Below are 17587 nucleotides of genomic sequence, written 5' to 3'. Positions count from 1 at the left end.
CAATGCGGTTGCCTAAAATCTCAAGGCTAATCGAAGATTGTTCCCCATAGTCCGTTTTGTTACAGACTTTTTACTTTATTTCTGTGATAATCCCGTCACGTTTACACGGATTTAACTTTTGAGCGGTGGATTATTCTGCTGCCAGTTCGAAGGAGAGCTATATGTCAGAGTTGTTGGCAGTGACACGTGAAGTGTTTGATGAAGTGATGGTTCCCAACTATGCGCCGGCCAAGATCATCCCGGTGCGTGGTGAGGGGTCGCGTGTCTGGGATCAGGAAGGCCGTGAATATATCGACTTTGCCGGCGGTATCGCGGTCAATGGCCTGGGTCATTGTCATCCCAAGCTGGTCGACGCCCTGAAAACCCAGGGCGAGAAGCTGTGGCATCTCTCCAACGTGATGACCAACGAGCCGGCCCTGCGTCTGGCCAAGAAGCTGGTCGCCGCCACGTTTGCCGACAAGGTCTACTTCTGCAACTCGGGCGCCGAGGCCAACGAGGCGGCCCTCAAGCTGGCCCGTCGTTACGCCATCGAGAAGTTTGGTCCCCACAAGACCCAGATCATCGCCTTCCATCAGGGTTTCCACGGTCGTACCTTCTTTACCGTGAGCGTGGGTGGCCAGGCCGCCTACTCCGACGGTTTCGGTCCCAAGCCTGCCGACATCACCCATGTGACCTACAACAATCTGGAAGAGCTGGCAGCCGTCATCTCCGACAATACCTGCGCCGTGGTGATGGAGCCGCTGCAAGGTGAGGGTGGCATCATTCGTCCCACCGACGAATTTGCCAAAGGGGTGCGCGAGCTGTGCGACAAGCACAATGCACTGCTGGTTTACGATGAGGTGCAGTCCGGTGTCGGTCGTACCGGTGAGCTCTACGCCTATATGGGCCTGGGCGTGACGCCGGACATCCTCACCAGCGCCAAGGCCCTTGGCGGCGGCTTCCCCATCGGCGCCATGCTGACCACTACCGAGATCGCCTCCTACCTGAAAGTGGGCACTCACGGCTCTACCTACGGCGGCAACCCGCTGGCCTGTGCTGTCGCCGAGGCAGTGCTCGACGTGGTCAATACCCCGGAAGTGCTGAGCGGTATCAAGCAGCGCGAGCAGCTGTTCCGCGACGGCCTCGAAGCCATCAATGCCAAGTACCGTTGCTTTAGCGAAGTGCGTGGCCAGGGCTTGCTGCTGGGCGCCGTGCTGAACGAAGACTACAAGGGTCGCTCCCGCGATTTCCTGCTGGCCTCCATCGATCAGGGGTTGATGGCGCTGGTCGCAGGGACCAACGTGGTGCGTTTCACTCCGTCTCTGGTGATCCCGGAAGCGGACATCAAGGAAGGGTTGGCCCGCTTTGAGAAGGCGGTTGCCCAGGTGGTTAACGCCTGATCCAAATTGAGGTGGGGAGTCCTCCCGGCTGGAGCCGGGGCCCCACCTGTCGTCAATGAAAGGGAGTTGTCATTTATGTTGGTTATCCGTCCCATCGAGCAAAAAGATTTTGCCGGGCTCAAGACCTGCGCCGTCGAGTCCGGCACCGGCATGACCTCGTTGCCCGTCAACGATGAGTTATTGCAGCGCAAGATCGATGCTTCGACCCAGACTTTTTCGGACAAACCGGCGGGCAAGGGGGATTGCCTCTACTTCTTCGTGGCCGAGGATCTGGAGACCGGCGAGATGGTCGGCACCTGTGCCATCGATGCCGCGGTCGGCCTGTCCCAGCCGTTTTACAACTATCACATCGGCAAGGTGGTGCACTCTTCCCCCAAGCTCGGTGTCTACAACGTGGTGGAGACCCTCACCCTCTCCAACGACTACACCGGCAATTCCGAGCTCTGCACCCTGTTTCTGCGTGAATGCGCCCGCGAGGGGCTCAATGGCCGCCTGCTCTCCAAGCACCGTTTCCTGTTCATGGCCGAGCACCCCGAATTGTTTGACGAAACCGTCTTCGCCGAGATGCGCGGCGTTTCGGACAGCGATGGCCACAGCCCCTTCTACGAGTGGCTGCAGACCCACTTCTTCTCGATGGATTTCCCTACCGTCGACTATCTGACCGGTATCGGCAAGAAGCGCTTCATCGCCGAGCTGATGCCCAAGTACCCCATCTACGTCAACTTGCTGAGCAAGGAGGCGCGTGCCGTCATCGGCCAGACTCACGAGAAGACCCGCCCGGCCATCAAGATGCTGCAGGACGAGGGGTTTGTGAACCGTGGCTACGTCGACATCTTCGACGCGGGCCCGGCGGTGGAGTGCGAGCTGAAGAACATCCGCAGTGTGCGCCGCAGCCAGAAGCTGCGCGTGCTGATCGGCGAGCCCATCGGTGGCCATACCTATCTCCTCTGCAACACCCGCTTCGAGCAATACCGCGCCTGCTACGGCAATATCCGGGTCGATCACGACAAGCAGGAGGCCATCATTCCACCCAAGATGGCGGCGGCCCTCAAGGTGCAGGATGGCGACATGGTGCGAGCCGTCGATCTCGACTGATCCGGCTGGCGGCAATACCGAATATGAAACAGGCAGCCTCGGCTGCCTGCACACCACAGGGAGTGAATGGATGAGTCATTTAGTGCAGTTTATCGATGGCCAGTGGCTGGCCGGTGAAGGCAAGCCGTTCGAATCAAGGGATCCGGCCAAGAATGAAGTGATCTGGCAAGGGGAGGCCGCCAGCCCGGCCCAAGTGGATGCCGCCGTCAAGGCCGCCCGCACCGCCTTCTACCATTGGTCTGATCTGAGCCTTGAGGCGCGTCTGGACGTTGTGCGCCGCTATGCCGACCTGCTCGGTGAGCACAAAGAAGCACTGGCGCTGACCATCGCCCGCGAAACCGGCAAGCCGCTGTGGGAGACCCGCACCGAGGTCGCCGCCATGCAGGGCAAGATCGCCATCTCCATCCGCGCCCATGACGAGCGCACCGGCACGGTCGAGAATCCCATGCCGGGTGCCAAGGCCTTCGTGCGCCACAAGCCTCACGGCGTAGTCGCCGTGTTCGGCCCCTACAACTTCCCGGGCCATCTGCCCAACGGTCACATCGTTCCGGCGCTGATCGCCGGCAACACAGTCGTGTTCAAACCCTCCGAGCTGACCCCCATGGTGGCCGAGGCCATGGTCGAGGTGTGGCAGGAGGCGGGGCTGCCCAAGGGCGTGCTCAACCTGGTGCAGGGTGAGGTCGAGACCGGCAAGGCGCTGGCCGGCAATCCGGACATCGACGGCCTCTTCTTCACCGGCTCGTCCCGCACCGGCCACCTGCTCCATCAACAGTTTGCCGGCCAACCCGGCAAGATCCTGGCCCTCGAGATGGGCGGCAACAACCCGCTGATCGTGAAAGACGTGAGCGACATCGACGGTGCCGTCCATGCCATCGTGCAATCCGCCTTCATCACCTCCGGCCAGCGCTGCACCTGCTCGCGCCGCCTGTTCGTCGAGCGCAGCGAGCGGGGCGATGCCCTGGTCAAGCGGCTGGTGGAGGTGGTCGGTCAGATCAGGGTCGGCCATTACGATGATGCGACTCAACCCTTTATGGGCGCCATGATCAGCGAGAAGGCGGCGCTGGGCATGGTGGCGGCACAAGCCAACCTGCAAGCGCTGGGGGGAGAGAGTCTGCTCACCCTCAAGCACCTGGAAGCGGGTACCGGCTTCGTCTCCCCGGGCATCATAGACGTCACCGGTGTCGCCGCGCTGCCGGATGAAGAGTACTTCGGCCCGCTGCTGCAGCTCATTCGCTACGACGACTTCGATGCCGCTATCGACCAGGGCAACGCCACCAGTTTCGGCCTCTCGGCCGGCCTGCTCGGCGACAACGAGGCGGACTGGAACCACTTCTTCAAGCGCATTCGCGCCGGCATCGTCAACTGGAACAAACCCATCACAGGCGCCTCCAGTGCCGCGCCGTTTGGCGGTATCGGAGCCTCCGGTAACCATAGGGCAAGTGCCTACTACGCCGCCGACTATTGTGCGTATCCGGTAGCCTCCGTCGAAGACAGCAAGGCGAGCATGCCGGAGCAGCTGTCCCCCGGCCTGACTTTCTGACAATAACGAAAAAGGGGCACCCTTTGGGTGCCCTTGTCTGTACCCGCAATCAAAGGAAAGAGAGATGCAAAAGGATATCGATACCCTGTTCAGTCATCTGTGGGACAACTACATCAAGGTGACGCCGAGCGCCCTCAAGGTGCACGCCCTGCTGGGTGGCGGCGAGCCCATCATCAACGACCACGTGGCGTTTCGCACCTACAACCTGCCCAAGCTGGGGCTGGAGAAGCTGGCGGCCCACTTCCTGGCGCTCGGTTACGAGCAGAAGGGGGAGTATGAGTTCAAGGCCAAGAAGCTCTACGCCAAGCACTTCGAGCATAAGGATCCGGATGCTCCCAAGGTGTTTATCAGCGAGCTGAAGGTGGAGGAGCTCTCCGAGCAGGCCCAGGCCATCATTCACAAGCTGGTGGATCAGGTGCCCGACCATCTGACCGATACCCATGCCTTCCTCTATGCCGGTGCCCCCTGGCAGGTCTCCTGGGCCGACTACCAGACTCTGCTGGCGGAGAGCGAGTACGCAGCCTGGATGGCTGCCTGGGGTTATCGAGCCAACCACTTCACCGTCAATATCAATCAGCTCAAGGAATTCGACACCATCCAGCAGGTGAATGCGGCACTCAAAGCGGCCGGTTTCGTGCTCAACAGCGTGGGTGGCGAGGTGAAAGGGGATCCCCAGGTGATGCTGGAGCAATCCTCCACCATGGCGGACAAGGCCGAGGTGGCCTTCAGCGACGGTGTGCACACCATCCCGAGCTGCTTCTACGAATTTGCCCTGCGTTACCCGCAGGCCGACGGCACCCTCTACCCGGGTTTCGTCGAGGCGTCGGCCGACAAGATTTTCGAATCCACCAACGCCATGTAACGATGCTCTCGTCGCCCATGCGGCGATAGCCAGAGTGACATAAGCAACGCCTCCTTTCAGGAGGCGTTTTTATTGCTGGCGATAGAATGGGGACCGTTGTCGAGAATGGGAGAGAGGGAAAGGCTCCTGCAAGTATGTCCATTTTGTTGGCCAAATTGTGAAGGGGATCACCAATTGCGTCCCGGGCAGGGATGGGAAAAGGGGTAGAATGGCGCTTTCTTTTTAGGGGGGTCGTTCGATGCCTTATTATCATTTTTTCAAGCAAGGTCAGGCTCTTACCTATCTCGATGCCAATGCGCCCAGCTATGGTGACGAGCGTGGCCAGCTGATTGAACAGGGTTTTTCCCCCCTCGCGGCCCCCACCTTTGCCGACAGTCCGGCAGCCGCCTTGGCGCAACTGCAAAGTCAGGAGGAGATGGAAAACGCACCCGGGGCACATGACGACTTTTATGTGGCCAACTCGCACCCTGCTACCATAACCGGCGTGTCGGGAGTCTGATCCCGCCTTCCCGGCCAACCGCCGCTCTTTTCCTCGCTTGTGGGGAAAGTTCGCTCAATCTGTACTATCGCAGATCCGGCTCTCCCTCAATCACCAGCATGGTTTCCATCCCTGCCGCCTTGCCGGCTTCGATCCCGATCCGGGTGTCCTCAAAGACCAGGCAGTTGGCCGGATTGACCCCAAGTTGTCTGGCCACCTCCAGGAAGGTGTCCGGATGTGGTTTGTGGTTACTCACATCATCGGCGCTCACCACCACCTGGATATAGGCATCGAGCCCGGTGCTCTTTAAGATCGACTCCGCCTGATTGCGCGGCGACCCTGTGCCAATGCCCATAGGTATCTTGCCGTGGCACTGCCGGACCAGCTCCCACATGGCAGGAAAGACGCTGACCCGATCGATCTGTTCCAGATAGAGAGCAATCTTGCGCCGAGCGAAGGCCTCGACGTCGACCGTCAGCCCCTGCTGCTCGGCCAGCATGGCGATGATCTTGCGGGTCGGAATGCCGCCATACTGGTAGAGCTGAGCGCGCTCAAAGGGGATGCCGAATTCGGCGCAGGTGAGCGCCCAGGCGTCCAGATGCAGGGGCATGGAGTCCACCAGGGTGCCATCCATGTCGAAGATCAGGGCGTCGTAGTGAGCAAAACTGTCGTAGGCATGCATGGCGGTTCCTCGGAGCAAATGGAGCAGACTAGCAGATTGGGCACGGCATGAGTGGGATCTGCTTCATGGTTGTGCGGGGGAGGGCCATTTTTGTCCTCTTGCTGATTTGTGTGACAATGATCCGCCCGTGATAGGCCGAGTTGGCCAGCCTGAATAGCGAGTCATTCCATGTCCCCAAAAACCATCTTCTCGAGCGTGGCGCTGGTGATTGCCCTGGGCTCACTGGAAAAGAGCATAGTCACCACGCCGCTGCCCATGATAGGCGCCGAGCTGAACGCCGGTGCTGCTCTCACCTGGGTGGTCACCGCCTACCTGCTGGCTGCCACCGCAGTGCTCCCTCTCTACGGCAAGCTGAGCGATCAGTTCGGCCGGGTGAGAATGCTCAACATCGGTATTGGACTGTTTCTGACAGGTTCCGTCGCCTGTGCCCTGGCCCAGGATCTGCCAACCTTGCTGGCTGCGCGAGTGCTGCAGGGGATGGGAGGAGGGGGGCTGATTGCGCTCGCCTTCACCGTCATCGCCGACACCATACCGCCGCGGGAGGTGGGCAAGTATCAGGGCTATATCTCGATGGTCTATGCGGTTTCGAGCATCGCGGGGCCCCTGCTCGGCGGCTACTTTACCGAGCAGCTGAGCTGGCGCTGGATCTTCTGGATCAACCTGCCACTGGGGGCGCTCGCCCTCTGGCTCATCAACCGCAACCTCAAGCAGCTCAATGTGCGTCGCCACAGTCGCTTCGACTGGAAGGGGGCGGGCCTGCTCATCACGGTCACCACCCTGACTCTGTTGCTGCTGTCGCCCGAAACCGCCCTGCCCGCCATCTGGCTGGCCGCCGCCCTGGCGCTCGCCCTGTTGTTGCTGATCCTGATCGAACGCCGTGCTCACGACCCCATACTGCCGGCCCATCTGGCGCGGCTGCCCGGTTATCTGGTGAGCGTGCTGCTGGCGATGCTCTCTCAGCTGCTGATGTTCGCCATGCTGGTCTATCTACCCCTCCAGATGCAGTGGCAAAAGGGGATGAGTGCCAGCGAGAGCGGGGTGAGCCTGGTGATCTTCATGGTTTGCATCACCGTCGGGGCCTTCGTCGGTGGCAAGCTCATTAGTCACACCGGCCGCTACAAGCGCTTCGTGGTGATCGGGTTTGCCCTGGTGGCGCTGGCTCTGTGGCAAATCCACTTTGACGCCTGGGTCAGGCTGGCCCTCGGCTTTGCGGGTCTGGGATTGGGACTGGTGCTGCCCGCCCTCTCGGTGGTGGTGCAAAATGCCCTGCCACGGGAGGATCGCGGCATAGGCATGTCGTTGTTCAACTTTGGCCGGGAGCTGGGGGGCGCGGTCGGGGTTGCCATCTGCGCCGTGCTGTTCCATTCCGCCCTGCCAACGGGCACCAGCCACAATCTGGCCAGCCTGAGCCCGACCGTGCTGGCCCCGGGTTTCAGCACCACCTATGTCGGCATGGCGCTGATCGCCAGCGCCGCACTGCTCATCACGCTACTGGCCCTCAAACGCCACGAGCTGGCCGGCATGCACGCCTGATGGCAAGGCAATAGATAAAGAGGGCTCCCGCGGGAGCCCTCTTGTTATGGTGTCGGCACCAGGCTATTGCACTCAGCTGGCCAGCCGTACCGGGCGCAGGGCGAGGATGGCCCCGCCAAACAGCAGCAGGGCCAGCAGGGCCATGGCCATGGGGCCGGCGCTGTAGGCAAAGCCGGCGACGGCGGACCAGAGCGCCACCCCAAGGTGCATCAGGGTCATGGCCAGCGACATCAGCATGCCGCGCTGGGCCGGGGCGAGCTGGGCGATGTAACCCTGCAGTGCCGGTGAGCCGATGCCGCCAGCCAGCGCCCACAGGCCCAGCGGCAGGGCGAGGCTGGCCAGGTTGCCGGCCGGATAGAGGTAGAAGAAGGCGCTGACCAGGGCGCAGACCACCAGGGCGCCGCGCATCAGGGGTCGGCCGCTCTCCACATAGCCGGCCAGGCGCGGCATCAGCACGTTACCGACCACGCTGATCACGCCAAGGGCGCCGTAGAGCAGCCCCACCGACCAGACGGGCAGCCCCTGGCTGTCGTGCAGGTGCTGGCCGACCAGGTTGAACAGGCCGATGCCGCCCCCCAGTCCCAATCCCATGGCGAGCAGGGCGCCGAGTGCCCCCGGAATGGCCAGCACCGAGCCTTGCGGCGCGGGTTGCGAGCCGCTCCCATGCACCTGCGGCGTGCGCGCCGTGAGCCAGGCCAAGGCCGCCGCCACGGCCCAGGCGCAGAGGCCGAGCACGATGAAGGGGGTGCGCCAGCTGCTGAGCTGGGCCAGCAGGGCGCCCACCGCCGGGCTCGAGATCATGCCGAGGGTGAGTCCCGACTGCACCCAGGCGATGCGCTTCATGGCATCAGCCGGCGCGCCGTCCGCCGCCATGGCGAAGGCGATGGGGAGCATGCCGGCGCTGGCCAGCCCGGTGATCACCCGGGTCGCCAGCCCAACCTCGAAGTTCGCCACCAGGCCGGTGGCCACCGAGGCGGCGCCAAACAGCAGGGAGGCCGGCAGCATCACCCGCAGCCGGCCGTGGCGATCCGACAGGCCGCCGAGCAGGGGGGCGATGAGGGCCAGCGCCACGCTGTAGGCGGTGATGAACAGAGTCACCCGTTCCGGGGCGACGCCCAGCTCGGCGCCGATGGGGGCGAGCAGGGGGCCCAGCATCAGCTCATCGGCCCCGACCAGAAATGCAATCAAAAACAGCAGTACTTTCAGTAACATAATTTTTATTCCTTAAGCTTGGGTCGACACGGCGGCGAACTGCTGGATGTGCACCACCCGATCCGGCCAGTCGGCCACAAAGGCCGGCTCGTGGCAGACGGCGAGCACGCTGCCCGGGTAGTCGCACAGGGCCTGGCGCAGGGCGGCCTTGGTGCCGGCATCCAGGTGGGTGGTCGGCTCATCCAATATCAGCAGATGAGTGGGCTGCAGCGCCAGTCGGCACAGCTTGACCCGGGTCTGCTCGCCGCCGCTCAGGGCACTGATGGGCTGGATGGCCAGCTTGCCGCCGATGCCAAGGCGCGCCAGCTGCTGGCGGGCACCCTTGTCATCCAGCCCGGGGGCGGCGGCCTTGACCAGAGCCAGCGGGGTGGCCGCGGGGTCGGGCCAGTGCAGCGCCTGCTCGAAGTAACCCGATTTGAGGCCGGGGGCCAGGGCCAGTTCACCGGCGAGCGGGGTGAGGCGGCCGGTCAGGGTGTTGAGCAGGGTCGACTTGCCGATGCCGTTGAAGCCGGCGATCACCACCTTCTCGCCGCGGCGCAGCTGCAGGCTGAGCGGCGCCAGCAGGGGCTGGTGGTAGCCGATCTCCAGCTCGCTCGCGGCCAGTAGTTGCGGCTGGCCCCCCTGGGCGGCGCGAAAGCTGAGGGTGACCGGTTTGGCCTGCTCGGGGGCCGCCAGGCGCTCGATGCGCGCCAGCTGCTTCTTGCGGCCGTTGGCGATGCTGGCGTTGACCCCGGCCCCGTTCTTGGCGATGAACTGCTCGAGCCTGTCGATCTGCCGCTGCTGGGCCTGGTATTGACGGGCGTGCAGCGCCTCGGCGGCACCCTTCTGGGCCTGCGCCTGGTCGAGGTTGCCGCGATAGGTGTGGATCTGCTGGCGGTCGATGTCGGCGATGGTGGTGGCGATGCGATTGACGAAGGCGCGGTCGTGGGAGACCACCAGGAAGGCGCCGGGGAAGCGCTCCAGGTAGCCCGCCAACCAGTCGACGTGGGCCGTGTCCAGATAGTTGGTCGGCTCGTCGAGCAGCAGCACCTCCGGCGTGCGCAGCAGCAGGCCGGCCAGTATCACCTTGTGGCGCTGGCCGCCGCTGACATTGGCGAGCAGGGTCTGCATGCCGAGCTGGGTCAGGCCGAGGCCGGCCGCCACCTCGTCGATACGCGGATCCAGCCGGTAAAAACCCTGACTCTCCAGGTGCGCCTGCAGATCGGCTGCCCGGGCCAGCTGCCGCGGCCCCAGTTCGGGGTCGGCGTAGAGGGCCAGCATTTCGGCTTCCGCCTCATAGAGGTCGGCGAACACCGACTGCAGGTAGCCCCGCAGGGTGAGGTGGCCATCCCGCGCGGCGTGCTGGTCGAGATAGCCCGCCTTGATGCCGGGCTGCCAGAGGATGTCGCCGCCGTCTGGCAGGCGTTCCCCCTGGATCAGCTGGAGCAGGCTGCTCTTGCCGGCGCCGTTGTGGCCGGTGAGGCAGACATGCTCGCCGGCGTTGAGACGAAAGCTCGCCTGCTGGTACAGGGTCTTGTCGCCGATGTGATAGGTCAGGTTGTGGATAGTGAGCACACTCATGGTTGTAACATCCATAAAAAACGGGGGGCAGGTACGCGACGTACCGGCCCCCCGTCTCAGCAAGGTGAAACGCTGCCAAATGGCAGAGACAAAAAGGCCGGCGATGAAGCATCTCGCCGGCCTGTGTCTCCTGTTTTCATCAGATGCGGGGTAGCCTCCCAGAGAGAGGGCATTCGCGCAGCTGATGAAGATTCAGTCGATGGGCTCCGGGCAACACTTCATCGTGTTAGTGCACGGAGCACAGCCTCCTGACCGAGCATTTGAACAGGATGTACAACATTGAAAAGCGGTCCAACAAAAATTCTGGTCGCAAAATACCCAGCTTGCGCCCGTGCGTCAACCCGTGAGTTTTTTCGCCGCCAGGTTCGGGGCGGCAAGGCTTGCCGCCAGCGCCAGGCTTCATCCCGACAACCGGCGCGCCGCCATATCAGGTTTTCTGCTGCTTGCGCTGCTCCTCGAGCTCCTTGCCGAGGAAGTAGTTGAGAAAGGTGCGGATCACCGCGATCACCGCCAGACGGATCAGCTCCTCCTGGCTCGGGGCTATGGTGGTGGCCAGGATGTCGGCGGCGAGCTGAAACTCCAGCGCCAGAATGAGCCAGCTGCCGAAACAGAGGCGAATACGCGGAAAGCCGGGTTCATGATCCCGTTCCCGGGCGGCCAGCCAGAGGGTTTTGCCAAGGCCGATGACCACGCAGGCCACCGAGATGAGTTCGAGGGAAAACTGAACCAGCTCAACGCCGTGCAGCATGCCCTCCTTCCACTGGGCTAACGCCAACCAGTCTGTCACTTGGCACCCTCCTGATAAAAACGAGTCCCATGTTATTAACATATTGATCCATAAAGGCCAAATGCGTGCGGCCCGGAAATGGACAATGAGGATGAGCAAAAGGGCTCAAAGATAGAGTTCCACTTGACTGCGAACAATCTCCATCGCGACAATCCAGATTCTGAAATCGACTCAACATACGTAGAGGTATTGTCATGACAGCGGTTCCGACGCCGGCCATCGGCATCGATCTGGGGACAACCAACAGCGCGATTGCCGTGTGGCGAGAGGGCAAGGCTCACCTCATTCCCAATGCCCATGGTGAGGAGCTGACGCCATCGATCGTCTGTATCGGTGAGGACGATACCCTGCTGGTGGGCCAGGCAGCGGCCACCCGCCTGCTGACTCATCCCTCCAATACCGCCTCCCACTTCAAGCGATTTCTCGGCAGCGAGCGGCGCTACCGGTTGGGCAAGGAGCAGTACAATCCGACCGAATTGTGCGCCTTGATACTGGGTAGTCTGAAGGCGGATGCCGAGGCCTGGCTTGGCCACGGGGTACGCGAGGTGGTCATCTCGGTGCCGGCCTATTTTGGCGATCAGCAGCGCAAGCAGGTTCGGCTGGCGGCCGAGCTGGCCGGGCTCGATGCCGTGCGCCTTATCAATGAGCCGACGGCAGCCGCCATGGCTTACAGCCTGCACGAGCAACACAGCCGCCGCTTTCTGGTGTTTGACCTGGGGGGCGGCACCTTCGACGTGACCGTGGTGGAGTATCAGGATGGCATCATGGAGGTACGCGCCTCGGCGGGGGACAACCGGCTCGGTGGCGAGGACTTTACCCAGGATCTGGTCGATGCGGTGCTTGGCAGGCTCGACACAGATCGCGGCGAACTGACGCTCTCCCAACTCGGGCAAGTTTATCTGGCCTGCGAGCGGGCCAAACGTCATCGCAGTGGTAGCGGCCTTGAGGTCGAGCTTGGTGCGGAGTGGAACCGGACGTTCGGTTTCTCCGAAAGCGAGCTGGCCGACATCTGGCGCGAGACCCTCAACCGGCTGCGCAAGCCGCTGAGCCAGGCGCTCTCCGATGCGCGCCTGCGGCCCGACGAGGTCGACGAACTGATTTTTGTCGGTGGGGCGAGCCGCCAGAGCGAGGTGCAGCAAACGGCGGTGCGCCTGCTTGGTCGCTTTGGCTGCCACGAACTGGATCCGGATCGGGTGGTCGCCATGGGGGCTGCCATCCAGGCAGCCTGCCGCCTGCGCGACAGCGCGGTGGAAGAGCTCATCATGACCGACGTCTGCCCCTTCACGCTGGGTATCGCAGTCAGCCAGGGTGACCAGCATGGTATCTTCAGTCCCATCCTGGAGCGCAATATAGTGGTGCCGGCCTCACGGGTAGAGCGCTACCGCAGTGGCCACGAACAGCAGAGCTCGGTGTGCATCAGCATCTATCAGGGGGAGCGGTTCTGGGTGCGGGACAACCTGCATGTGGACGATCTCGAGATCCCGCTGCCGACCGGCAAGGGCATTCAGGAAGTGGACGTGCGCTTTAGCTACGACATCAACGGCATGCTGGAGGTGGACGTGACCCTGGTGAGTTCGGGTGAGCAGTTCCAGAAGGTGATAGACCGAAGTCCGGCTGGCGTGACCGAAGAGGGCAAGCGGGAGAGTCGCGAGCGGCTCGCACGCCTCAAGCAGCATCCGCGCGATGCGTTGCCCAATCTGACCCTGAGCGAGCGATTACAGCAACTCTATGAAGAGAGCATCGGTGACGAGCGTCGCCAGGTCGAACAGTGGCTGCTGCAGTTTGAACGGGTCCTGGCCAGCCAGGACCCGCAAGTCATCAACTCGTTCCGCCAGCAGATGAACAAACTGCTCAAGCAGTGGCACTAGTCGAGGATGTCGCTCAGCGACATCCTGCCCTGCTTGTAGAACTCCTTGGGCCAGCCACGGCGCAGTGCGCCCGGTCTTAGCCGGCCGCTCATGACGAGGTGGCCGAGCCACAGGGGGACCGCCAGCCAGGCGCTGTTGATGTAGAACGCGATGGCTAGCCAGATCAGGCTCCAGATCAGATAGTTCCGACTGGTACGCGGACGTGTCTGGGCTCGGCAGATATGCCACATCAGATAGAGATTCATGAACAGCATCGCCGCCATATCCAGACCGAGGGAATAATATTCCACCCAGTAGGGTGAGCCGGAGGCGAGGACTTCGCGCAGGGATGGTTCCAGTGGAAACACGAAGTAGGGCAGGATGGCGGACAGTATGCTGACGAACATCAGCTGTGCACCGCTTTGTAGCCTGAAACGCTTTCTGGCGTGTGCCCTGTCATGTTCAAGCTGGGCGTTGAGCTTGTCCTCCAGATAGCCCTGCACCAGAGAGCGCACCTCCTGCTGGGCTGGCGTTAGGTCGTCCCGTTGCTTGTAAAGCGGGTCGAGCTGACGGGCCTGAAAGCCATTTCTGCCAAAATCATGAGCCAGCATGGCCAGGGCATAACAGACGGGATAGACAAACTTGGCCGCCGCTTCGTTCGGGTGGTGTTTCTCAAGTTCTTCCAGCGTGGTGATATTGTCGGGGTCCTGTTGCAGGTAAGCGTAAATCAGCGACTCTTCGGCGTAGGGGTAGACTTCCAATGCCAACCCCTGTGCCTGGCGCAGTTTTTCGAGCCGTTCGCGCAGTGGTGTCAAAATGTAGCCATAGGCCTCGTTGCTTGCCTTGTGGCTGAGCAGCAGGTTCCACAGCACTATGGTGCAGGCCAGATCCGGTTCGTTATCCAGTCGTCGGTCGATCAGGGCTGCCAGGGCGGGCAGTTCGTTCAAGCGGGCGCGTTCGAGAAGCGCCTCGTCGCCGACATCGGAGCGTTTGAGGAGTTCGGTCTGGTTGCGCAGCTCCAGCGACAACACGTACTGCTTCGGCCAGCGGGCGCAGGCGTCCATGATGGCAGCCTGGTATAGGGTGGGCTGGGCACAGAGACGCAGGAGGGTGGAGAGCGGCGTGTCCTCCTGACTGGCCGGCAGTGAGCCCATCGACTGGCGAATGGCGTCGAGATGCTGTTTCGGCGTCCAGGGCCGGGCATAGTAGAACTGCGCCCAGCGAAAACAGCCGGGCCAGCTCTCGCCCTGCCAGGCATCGCTGAGCACCGTATCGCTGTAGTAGCGTTGATGGGAGAGACGGGCGCCCAGATGCATCCCCTGCATCATCCGCTCATCCCATCCTTCATTGTTGGCGCGCTGGGCGATGGCCTTGAACCAGGCGTCGGGCAGCAGCGGATAGCGGCGCAGGCACTCGAGCCACTGCTCCGGCGTGGCGCAGGCAATCTGCTCGGCACTGGGGGGCGCGATACTCAGCCAGTCATCGCTGCCATAGCGGGCAAGCAGTGTGTCAAGCAGGGGCAGTGCTGGCCGCTCGGCCAGTTTGCGGTGAGCGTGGCGTTGCAGCAGGCGTGCGAGGTACCGCCAGCCGCCCTCGGCCTCGGCCAGCTCGGGCTGTGTCAGTGCCGCTTCCAGTGCCTGCCAGGTGCCGTATTCGCTGTGCCACCAGAGGCGGGCCAGGGCACCACGTGTGCCGGGTAGCGCGTCCAGCGCCAGGGCGGTGAGCGGCATATTGTCAAACCCCAGCATCTGGTCGTGCAGCCACTCTTCCACGGGGTCCGGTTGCTGCCAAGGCAGCATCAGCCACTGGGGCTCCCAATAGGCGCTGCGTGAAGTGGGCCACTTCTGGGCGGTGGCAAATGCCTGCAGCCAGCGGGACAGCGCCTGATCGCTGCCCAGGTGCCACTGGATAAGGTGATTGGCGAGCAGCGCCTCGTGGTCTTTTTCTTCCAGTGCCTCGGCAACCTGCATCACCAGCTGTTCCTTGCCGCAGCGCAGGCTGGCGTCGGAGAGCAGGTGCCAGTCATCTTCGCTGAGGTGATCCTGCTCGAGCAGAGCCAGGGTGAGCGCAAGACGGTGGGTGGCATCACCGTCAGTACCGGCGGCATGGAGCGCGCGCAACTGCAGCCGGAGCAGATCCGGGTGGTCACCGACGATGGGCAGGGCATAGTGATAAATGAGCCCCAGCACGCCGTTGCGATCACCGGCCTCCAGTGACAGCAGCAGTGGTTGATAGAAGGCCAGCACGGCGCGCTGACGGGCGTGGTCCAGGGTGGCAAGCCACTCCAGAGGGGCTGCCAGCGGCGCCTGACGCCACCAGTCGAGAAATTCCCCCTTCTTTTGCATGTCGCCGGCGAGGCGCAGCAGTGACGCCCAGTCGAGCGCTTGCCAGAGACGCTCGATCACCGGTGCTGGCAGCCATTGCCATTGAAAGATGCGTTGCAGCACCTCGTCCGACAGCTGGCTCTGCTGGACCAGCGAAAGCGACTGCAGCGATGTCTGCCACTTATCCCACTCGGTCATGACAAAGCGCCGGCTGGCATCGCCAAGCAGTTCAAACAGGGCGGTCAGTTCAGCAGCGTCGGCCGGACGAACCAGCTCGGTCTGTGGCTTCGAGGCGTCACTCATGGCCGGACGCGGCCGGCTGGCTTCTTCATAAGCCTCACGCAGCAGGCGGAAGCCTTCGGGATCGTCTTCCGGGTGGCAGTCACGCAATTTGATATGGTAGGCGCGCTTGATAGCGGCCAGATCGTCGGTCTCTTGAAGCCCGAGTCGTTGCCAGATATCCATGATTTATTCCTGCGGCTCGCTGTTGAGGAGGTCAATGAGGCTTTGGGGCTGTTCTATGTCGGGTAGGGGGACCTCGTACCAGCTCTGTCCGTGGATCGGGTTCTCCTTATCCCTGAGCGCATCGGCCAGCATTGTCCTCATCTCCCTGGCAATCCAGCCGTGCAGCAGAGCCTGGGCGGCTTGCTCCGGCTCCCCCTCTTCATGACTGAATTTCCATAGGCAGCGGCCGGCATACCAGGCCTGGGTGTACTGTTCCCAGGAGCCATAACGCCGACGAGCCTGGTGGGCGAGATGGTTGTGGATAAAGCCGAACTCCTCCTCGCTTACCCAACCTAATCTAAGTCCTTCCCGGGTCAGATAGGATGCGCGCCCATAGTCCCACGCCTGCACACCATGAGGGCCGATATAGGGGGCGGTACGAGCCACGAAGTCGAGTGAGGCGCGGTGACGCGGCGAGGTTGCGCGCTCTCGCATGGCTTGCCACTGGCTTGGTTGCAGGCAGTGAAAGGCGCCGTACTCCTCGAGCATGAGATGCCCGTGACAGTCGCCAAAGGCCAGCTGACGGACCTGCCGGTGCAAGTCGAGACGATTCTCAATGCCCCAGTCCTCTGCGAGTGTATCGGGTTCTTCGAGCCCCTCTCGCAGGGAGGTGGGCTTGAGGTATTCCCGCCACTCGGTCTGGAAGGCGATCTGCGGCGAGGTCAAAGTCAGCCACCATCTTTCGTGGGGAGCAAGGTTGGCACTATTAAGCATGGTCGGAAGCCAGTCGCGTTTGGAACAAGTTGTAGACTATAAAGTCGGACCAAAATGGATGCAATTGCAGCTGTTTTATAACTCCTTTATCAGTGCCGCGAGCCGGGCGATAAGTTGGCGAGCCGCCGGGCTGACTCCTGCCAGCTGGAAGAAACCATGAATCACTCCGAGTTGCCGCTGGCAGGTGGCGCTCACCCCCGCTTGCAGCAGCTTGTGATAGAGGGTCTCTCCTTCGTCCCGCAGGGGATCGTATTCGGCGGTCACTATATGGGTCGGGGGCAGGCCTTGAAGGGCGGGGTGGCGAAGCGGACTCACCTGATGGTCACTAGCGGGCAGTTTGCCCAGATAGGCCTGAAAACCGCTTAACAGCATGTCGCGAGTGATGAGGTAGTGGTCACCGAATTGGCGATAGCTTTCGCTCTCTCCCAGGGCATCGAGCATCGGATAGATGAGGATCTGGGCGGCCGGCAACGGGGCGCCTCTCTTCTTGAGGCGCAAGGTGGTCACGAGGGCAAGATGACCGCCTGCACTGTCCCCGGCGAGCACGATGCGGTTCGGGTCTCCCTGCCACTTTGTGATATCACCTATGATGGCAAGGGTTGCCGCCAGGGCATCATCATGGGCGGCCGGATAGGTATGCTCGGGGGCGAGGCGGGTGTGTATGGCAAACACCAGCGCATTGGCCCGGTTGCACAACATCCGCATCTGGCGGTCGTGGGTTTCGAACTCTCCACTGACAAAGCAGCCGCCATGAAAGTAGATCAGCGCAGGAGAAGGGGAGCGTGAGGGAGCGACGGGCTGATAGAGACGGATGGCATAATGCTCTGCCTGCCACTCTTCGATGCAGCCTACTTCCTCCCGTTTGCCACCCAGTTCGGCAGAGGCGAGGTAGCCTGCTCGCCTCTCTTCCCAGCTCAGATCACTCGCTTTGGGGCAACCCGCTGCAATGAAGTCTGCCACCATGGCTGCAATGGCCGGTTCAAGTTGTTTCTCCATGATGCATAATACTTGTATATAAAAACAGGCATTGTGCGCTTCCTATTCGGGAGCACAAGCGAAGCGGCATGCGG

Annotated in this window: 14 protein-coding genes; 7 read left to right on the top strand and 7 right to left on the bottom strand. The window is 62.3% G+C overall.

All coding sequences use genetic code 11. From position 1 onward, the window contains the following. Nucleotides 1-161 precede the first annotated feature (161 nt). The 5 genes from BN1123_RS04890 to BN1123_RS04870 all read left to right on the top strand — a co-directional run bounded on the left by BN1123_RS04890 (nt 162) and on the right by BN1123_RS04870 (nt 5375). Nucleotides 162-1379, top strand: a complete 1218-nt coding sequence (locus tag BN1123_RS04890; protein ID WP_042025664.1) for an aspartate aminotransferase family protein — start codon at nt 162-164, stop codon at nt 1377-1379. A 75-nt stretch (nt 1380-1454) separates the two neighbouring features. After that, the gene (gene astA / locus BN1123_RS04885) at nt 1455-2474 is read left to right on the top strand and encodes an arginine N-succinyltransferase (protein ID WP_042025663.1); all 1020 of its coding nucleotides are present in this window, start codon (nt 1455-1457) and stop codon (nt 2472-2474) included. A 70-nt stretch (nt 2475-2544) separates the two neighbouring features. Further along, nucleotides 2545-4014: a succinylglutamate-semialdehyde dehydrogenase gene (astD, locus tag BN1123_RS04880; protein ID WP_042025662.1), complete on the top strand. Its 1470-nt coding sequence runs from the start codon at nt 2545-2547 to the stop codon at nt 4012-4014. 64 nt (nt 4015-4078) lie between these two features. Beyond that, a complete protein-coding gene (locus BN1123_RS04875) occupies nt 4079-4876 on the top strand; it encodes a DUF1338 domain-containing protein (RefSeq protein ID WP_042025660.1) in 798 nt (265 codons plus the stop codon). A 238-nt stretch (nt 4877-5114) separates the two neighbouring features. Continuing rightward, entirely contained in the window at nt 5115-5375 is a 261-nt protein-coding gene (locus BN1123_RS04870; RefSeq protein ID WP_042025658.1) for a hypothetical protein, read from the top strand. A gap of 64 nt (nt 5376-5439) precedes the next feature. Here BN1123_RS04870 and BN1123_RS04865 read toward each other — a convergent pair whose 3' ends face one another. Continuing rightward, nucleotides 5440-6036: an HAD family hydrolase gene (locus BN1123_RS04865; protein WP_042025656.1), complete on the bottom strand. Its 597-nt coding sequence runs from the start codon at nt 6034-6036 to the stop codon at nt 5440-5442. A gap of 168 nt (nt 6037-6204) precedes the next feature. On the opposite strand from BN1123_RS04865, the gene BN1123_RS04860 reads away from it, so the two are divergent. Further along, nucleotides 6205-7569 (top strand): MDR family MFS transporter, encoded by a 1365-nt coding sequence (locus BN1123_RS04860; protein WP_042025653.1) that lies wholly within the window; start codon nt 6205-6207, stop codon nt 7567-7569. 72 nt (nt 7570-7641) lie between these two features. Here the strand turns inward: BN1123_RS04860 and BN1123_RS04855 are convergent, their stop codons facing one another. The 3 genes from BN1123_RS04855 to BN1123_RS04845 all read right to left on the bottom strand — a co-directional run bounded on the left by BN1123_RS04855 (nt 7642) and on the right by BN1123_RS04845 (nt 11089). Further along, complete coding sequence (locus BN1123_RS04855; RefSeq protein ID WP_042025651.1) at nt 7642-8781, bottom strand: MFS transporter; 1140 nt, start codon at nt 8779-8781, stop codon at nt 7642-7644. Nucleotides 8782-8793: 12 nt separating this feature from the next. After that, a complete protein-coding gene (locus tag BN1123_RS04850) occupies nt 8794-10341 on the bottom strand; it encodes an ABC-F family ATP-binding cassette domain-containing protein (protein WP_042025650.1) in 1548 nt (515 codons plus the stop codon). A 427-nt stretch (nt 10342-10768) separates the two neighbouring features. Next, complete coding sequence (locus BN1123_RS04845; protein WP_042025649.1) at nt 10769-11089, bottom strand: DUF1622 domain-containing protein; 321 nt, start codon at nt 11087-11089, stop codon at nt 10769-10771. Nucleotides 11090-11322: 233 nt separating this feature from the next. Here BN1123_RS04845 and BN1123_RS04840 point away from each other — a divergent pair, with 233 nt between their 5' ends. After that, the gene (locus BN1123_RS04840; RefSeq protein WP_042025647.1) at nt 11323-12996 is read left to right on the top strand and encodes an Hsp70 family protein; all 1674 of its coding nucleotides are present in this window, start codon (nt 11323-11325) and stop codon (nt 12994-12996) included. On the opposite strand, the gene BN1123_RS04835 is transcribed toward BN1123_RS04840, so the two are convergent. The 3 genes from BN1123_RS04835 to BN1123_RS04825 form a co-directional block, all read right to left on the bottom strand. Next, nucleotides 12993-15764: a J domain-containing protein gene (locus BN1123_RS04835; RefSeq protein ID WP_042025646.1), complete on the bottom strand. Its 2772-nt coding sequence runs from the start codon at nt 15762-15764 to the stop codon at nt 12993-12995. The genes BN1123_RS04840 and BN1123_RS04835 overlap by 4 nt on opposite strands. A 3-nt stretch (nt 15765-15767) precedes the next feature. Then, a complete protein-coding gene (locus BN1123_RS04830) occupies nt 15768-16517 on the bottom strand; it encodes a DUF1266 domain-containing protein (protein WP_042025645.1) in 750 nt (249 codons plus the stop codon). Nucleotides 16518-16592: 75 nt separating this feature from the next. Continuing rightward, nucleotides 16593-17513 (bottom strand): alpha/beta hydrolase, encoded by a 921-nt coding sequence (locus tag BN1123_RS04825; RefSeq protein ID WP_042025644.1) that lies wholly within the window; start codon nt 17511-17513, stop codon nt 16593-16595. Nucleotides 17514-17587: the final 74 nt, after the last annotated feature.

The sequence above is a fragment of the Aeromonas enteropelogenes genome, from assembly GCF_000819845.1.
Classification (GTDB): Bacteria; Pseudomonadota; Gammaproteobacteria; order Enterobacterales; family Aeromonadaceae; genus Aeromonas; species Aeromonas enteropelogenes.
Note: the sequence above shows the minus strand (reverse complement) of the source record. Positions and strands in the feature narration are given on the sequence as shown.

Bases quoted from the DNA above. Each gene is read 5' to 3' on its own strand.
- BN1123_RS04890 (WP_042025664.1), top strand. From the start codon at position 162: ATGTCAGAGTTGTTGGCAGTGACACGTGAAGTGTTTGATGAAGTGATG.
- astA (WP_042025663.1), top strand. From the start codon at position 1,455: ATGTTGGTTATCCGTCCCATCGAGCAAAAAGATTTTGCCGGGCTCAAG.
- astD (WP_042025662.1), top strand. From the start codon at position 2,545: ATGAGTCATTTAGTGCAGTTTATCGATGGCCAGTGGCTGGCCGGTGAA.
- BN1123_RS04875 (WP_042025660.1), top strand. From the start codon at position 4,079: ATGCAAAAGGATATCGATACCCTGTTCAGTCATCTGTGGGACAACTAC.
- BN1123_RS04870 (WP_042025658.1), top strand. From the start codon at position 5,115: ATGCCTTATTATCATTTTTTCAAGCAAGGTCAGGCTCTTACCTATCTC.
- BN1123_RS04865 (WP_042025656.1), bottom strand. From the start codon at position 6,036: ATGCATGCCTACGACAGTTTTGCTCACTACGACGCCCTGATCTTCGAC.
- BN1123_RS04860 (WP_042025653.1), top strand. From the start codon at position 6,205: ATGTCCCCAAAAACCATCTTCTCGAGCGTGGCGCTGGTGATTGCCCTG.
- BN1123_RS04855 (WP_042025651.1), bottom strand. From the start codon at position 8,781: ATGTTACTGAAAGTACTGCTGTTTTTGATTGCATTTCTGGTCGGGGCC.
- BN1123_RS04850 (WP_042025650.1), bottom strand. From the start codon at position 10,341: ATGAGTGTGCTCACTATCCACAACCTGACCTATCACATCGGCGACAAG.
- BN1123_RS04845 (WP_042025649.1), bottom strand. From the start codon at position 11,089: ATGCTGCACGGCGTTGAGCTGGTTCAGTTTTCCCTCGAACTCATCTCG.
- BN1123_RS04840 (WP_042025647.1), top strand. From the start codon at position 11,323: ATGACAGCGGTTCCGACGCCGGCCATCGGCATCGATCTGGGGACAACC.
- BN1123_RS04835 (WP_042025646.1), bottom strand. From the start codon at position 15,764: ATGGATATCTGGCAACGACTCGGGCTTCAAGAGACCGACGATCTGGCC.
- BN1123_RS04830 (WP_042025645.1), bottom strand. From the start codon at position 16,517: ATGCTTAATAGTGCCAACCTTGCTCCCCACGAAAGATGGTGGCTGACT.
- BN1123_RS04825 (WP_042025644.1), bottom strand. From the start codon at position 17,513: ATGGAGAAACAACTTGAACCGGCCATTGCAGCCATGGTGGCAGACTTC.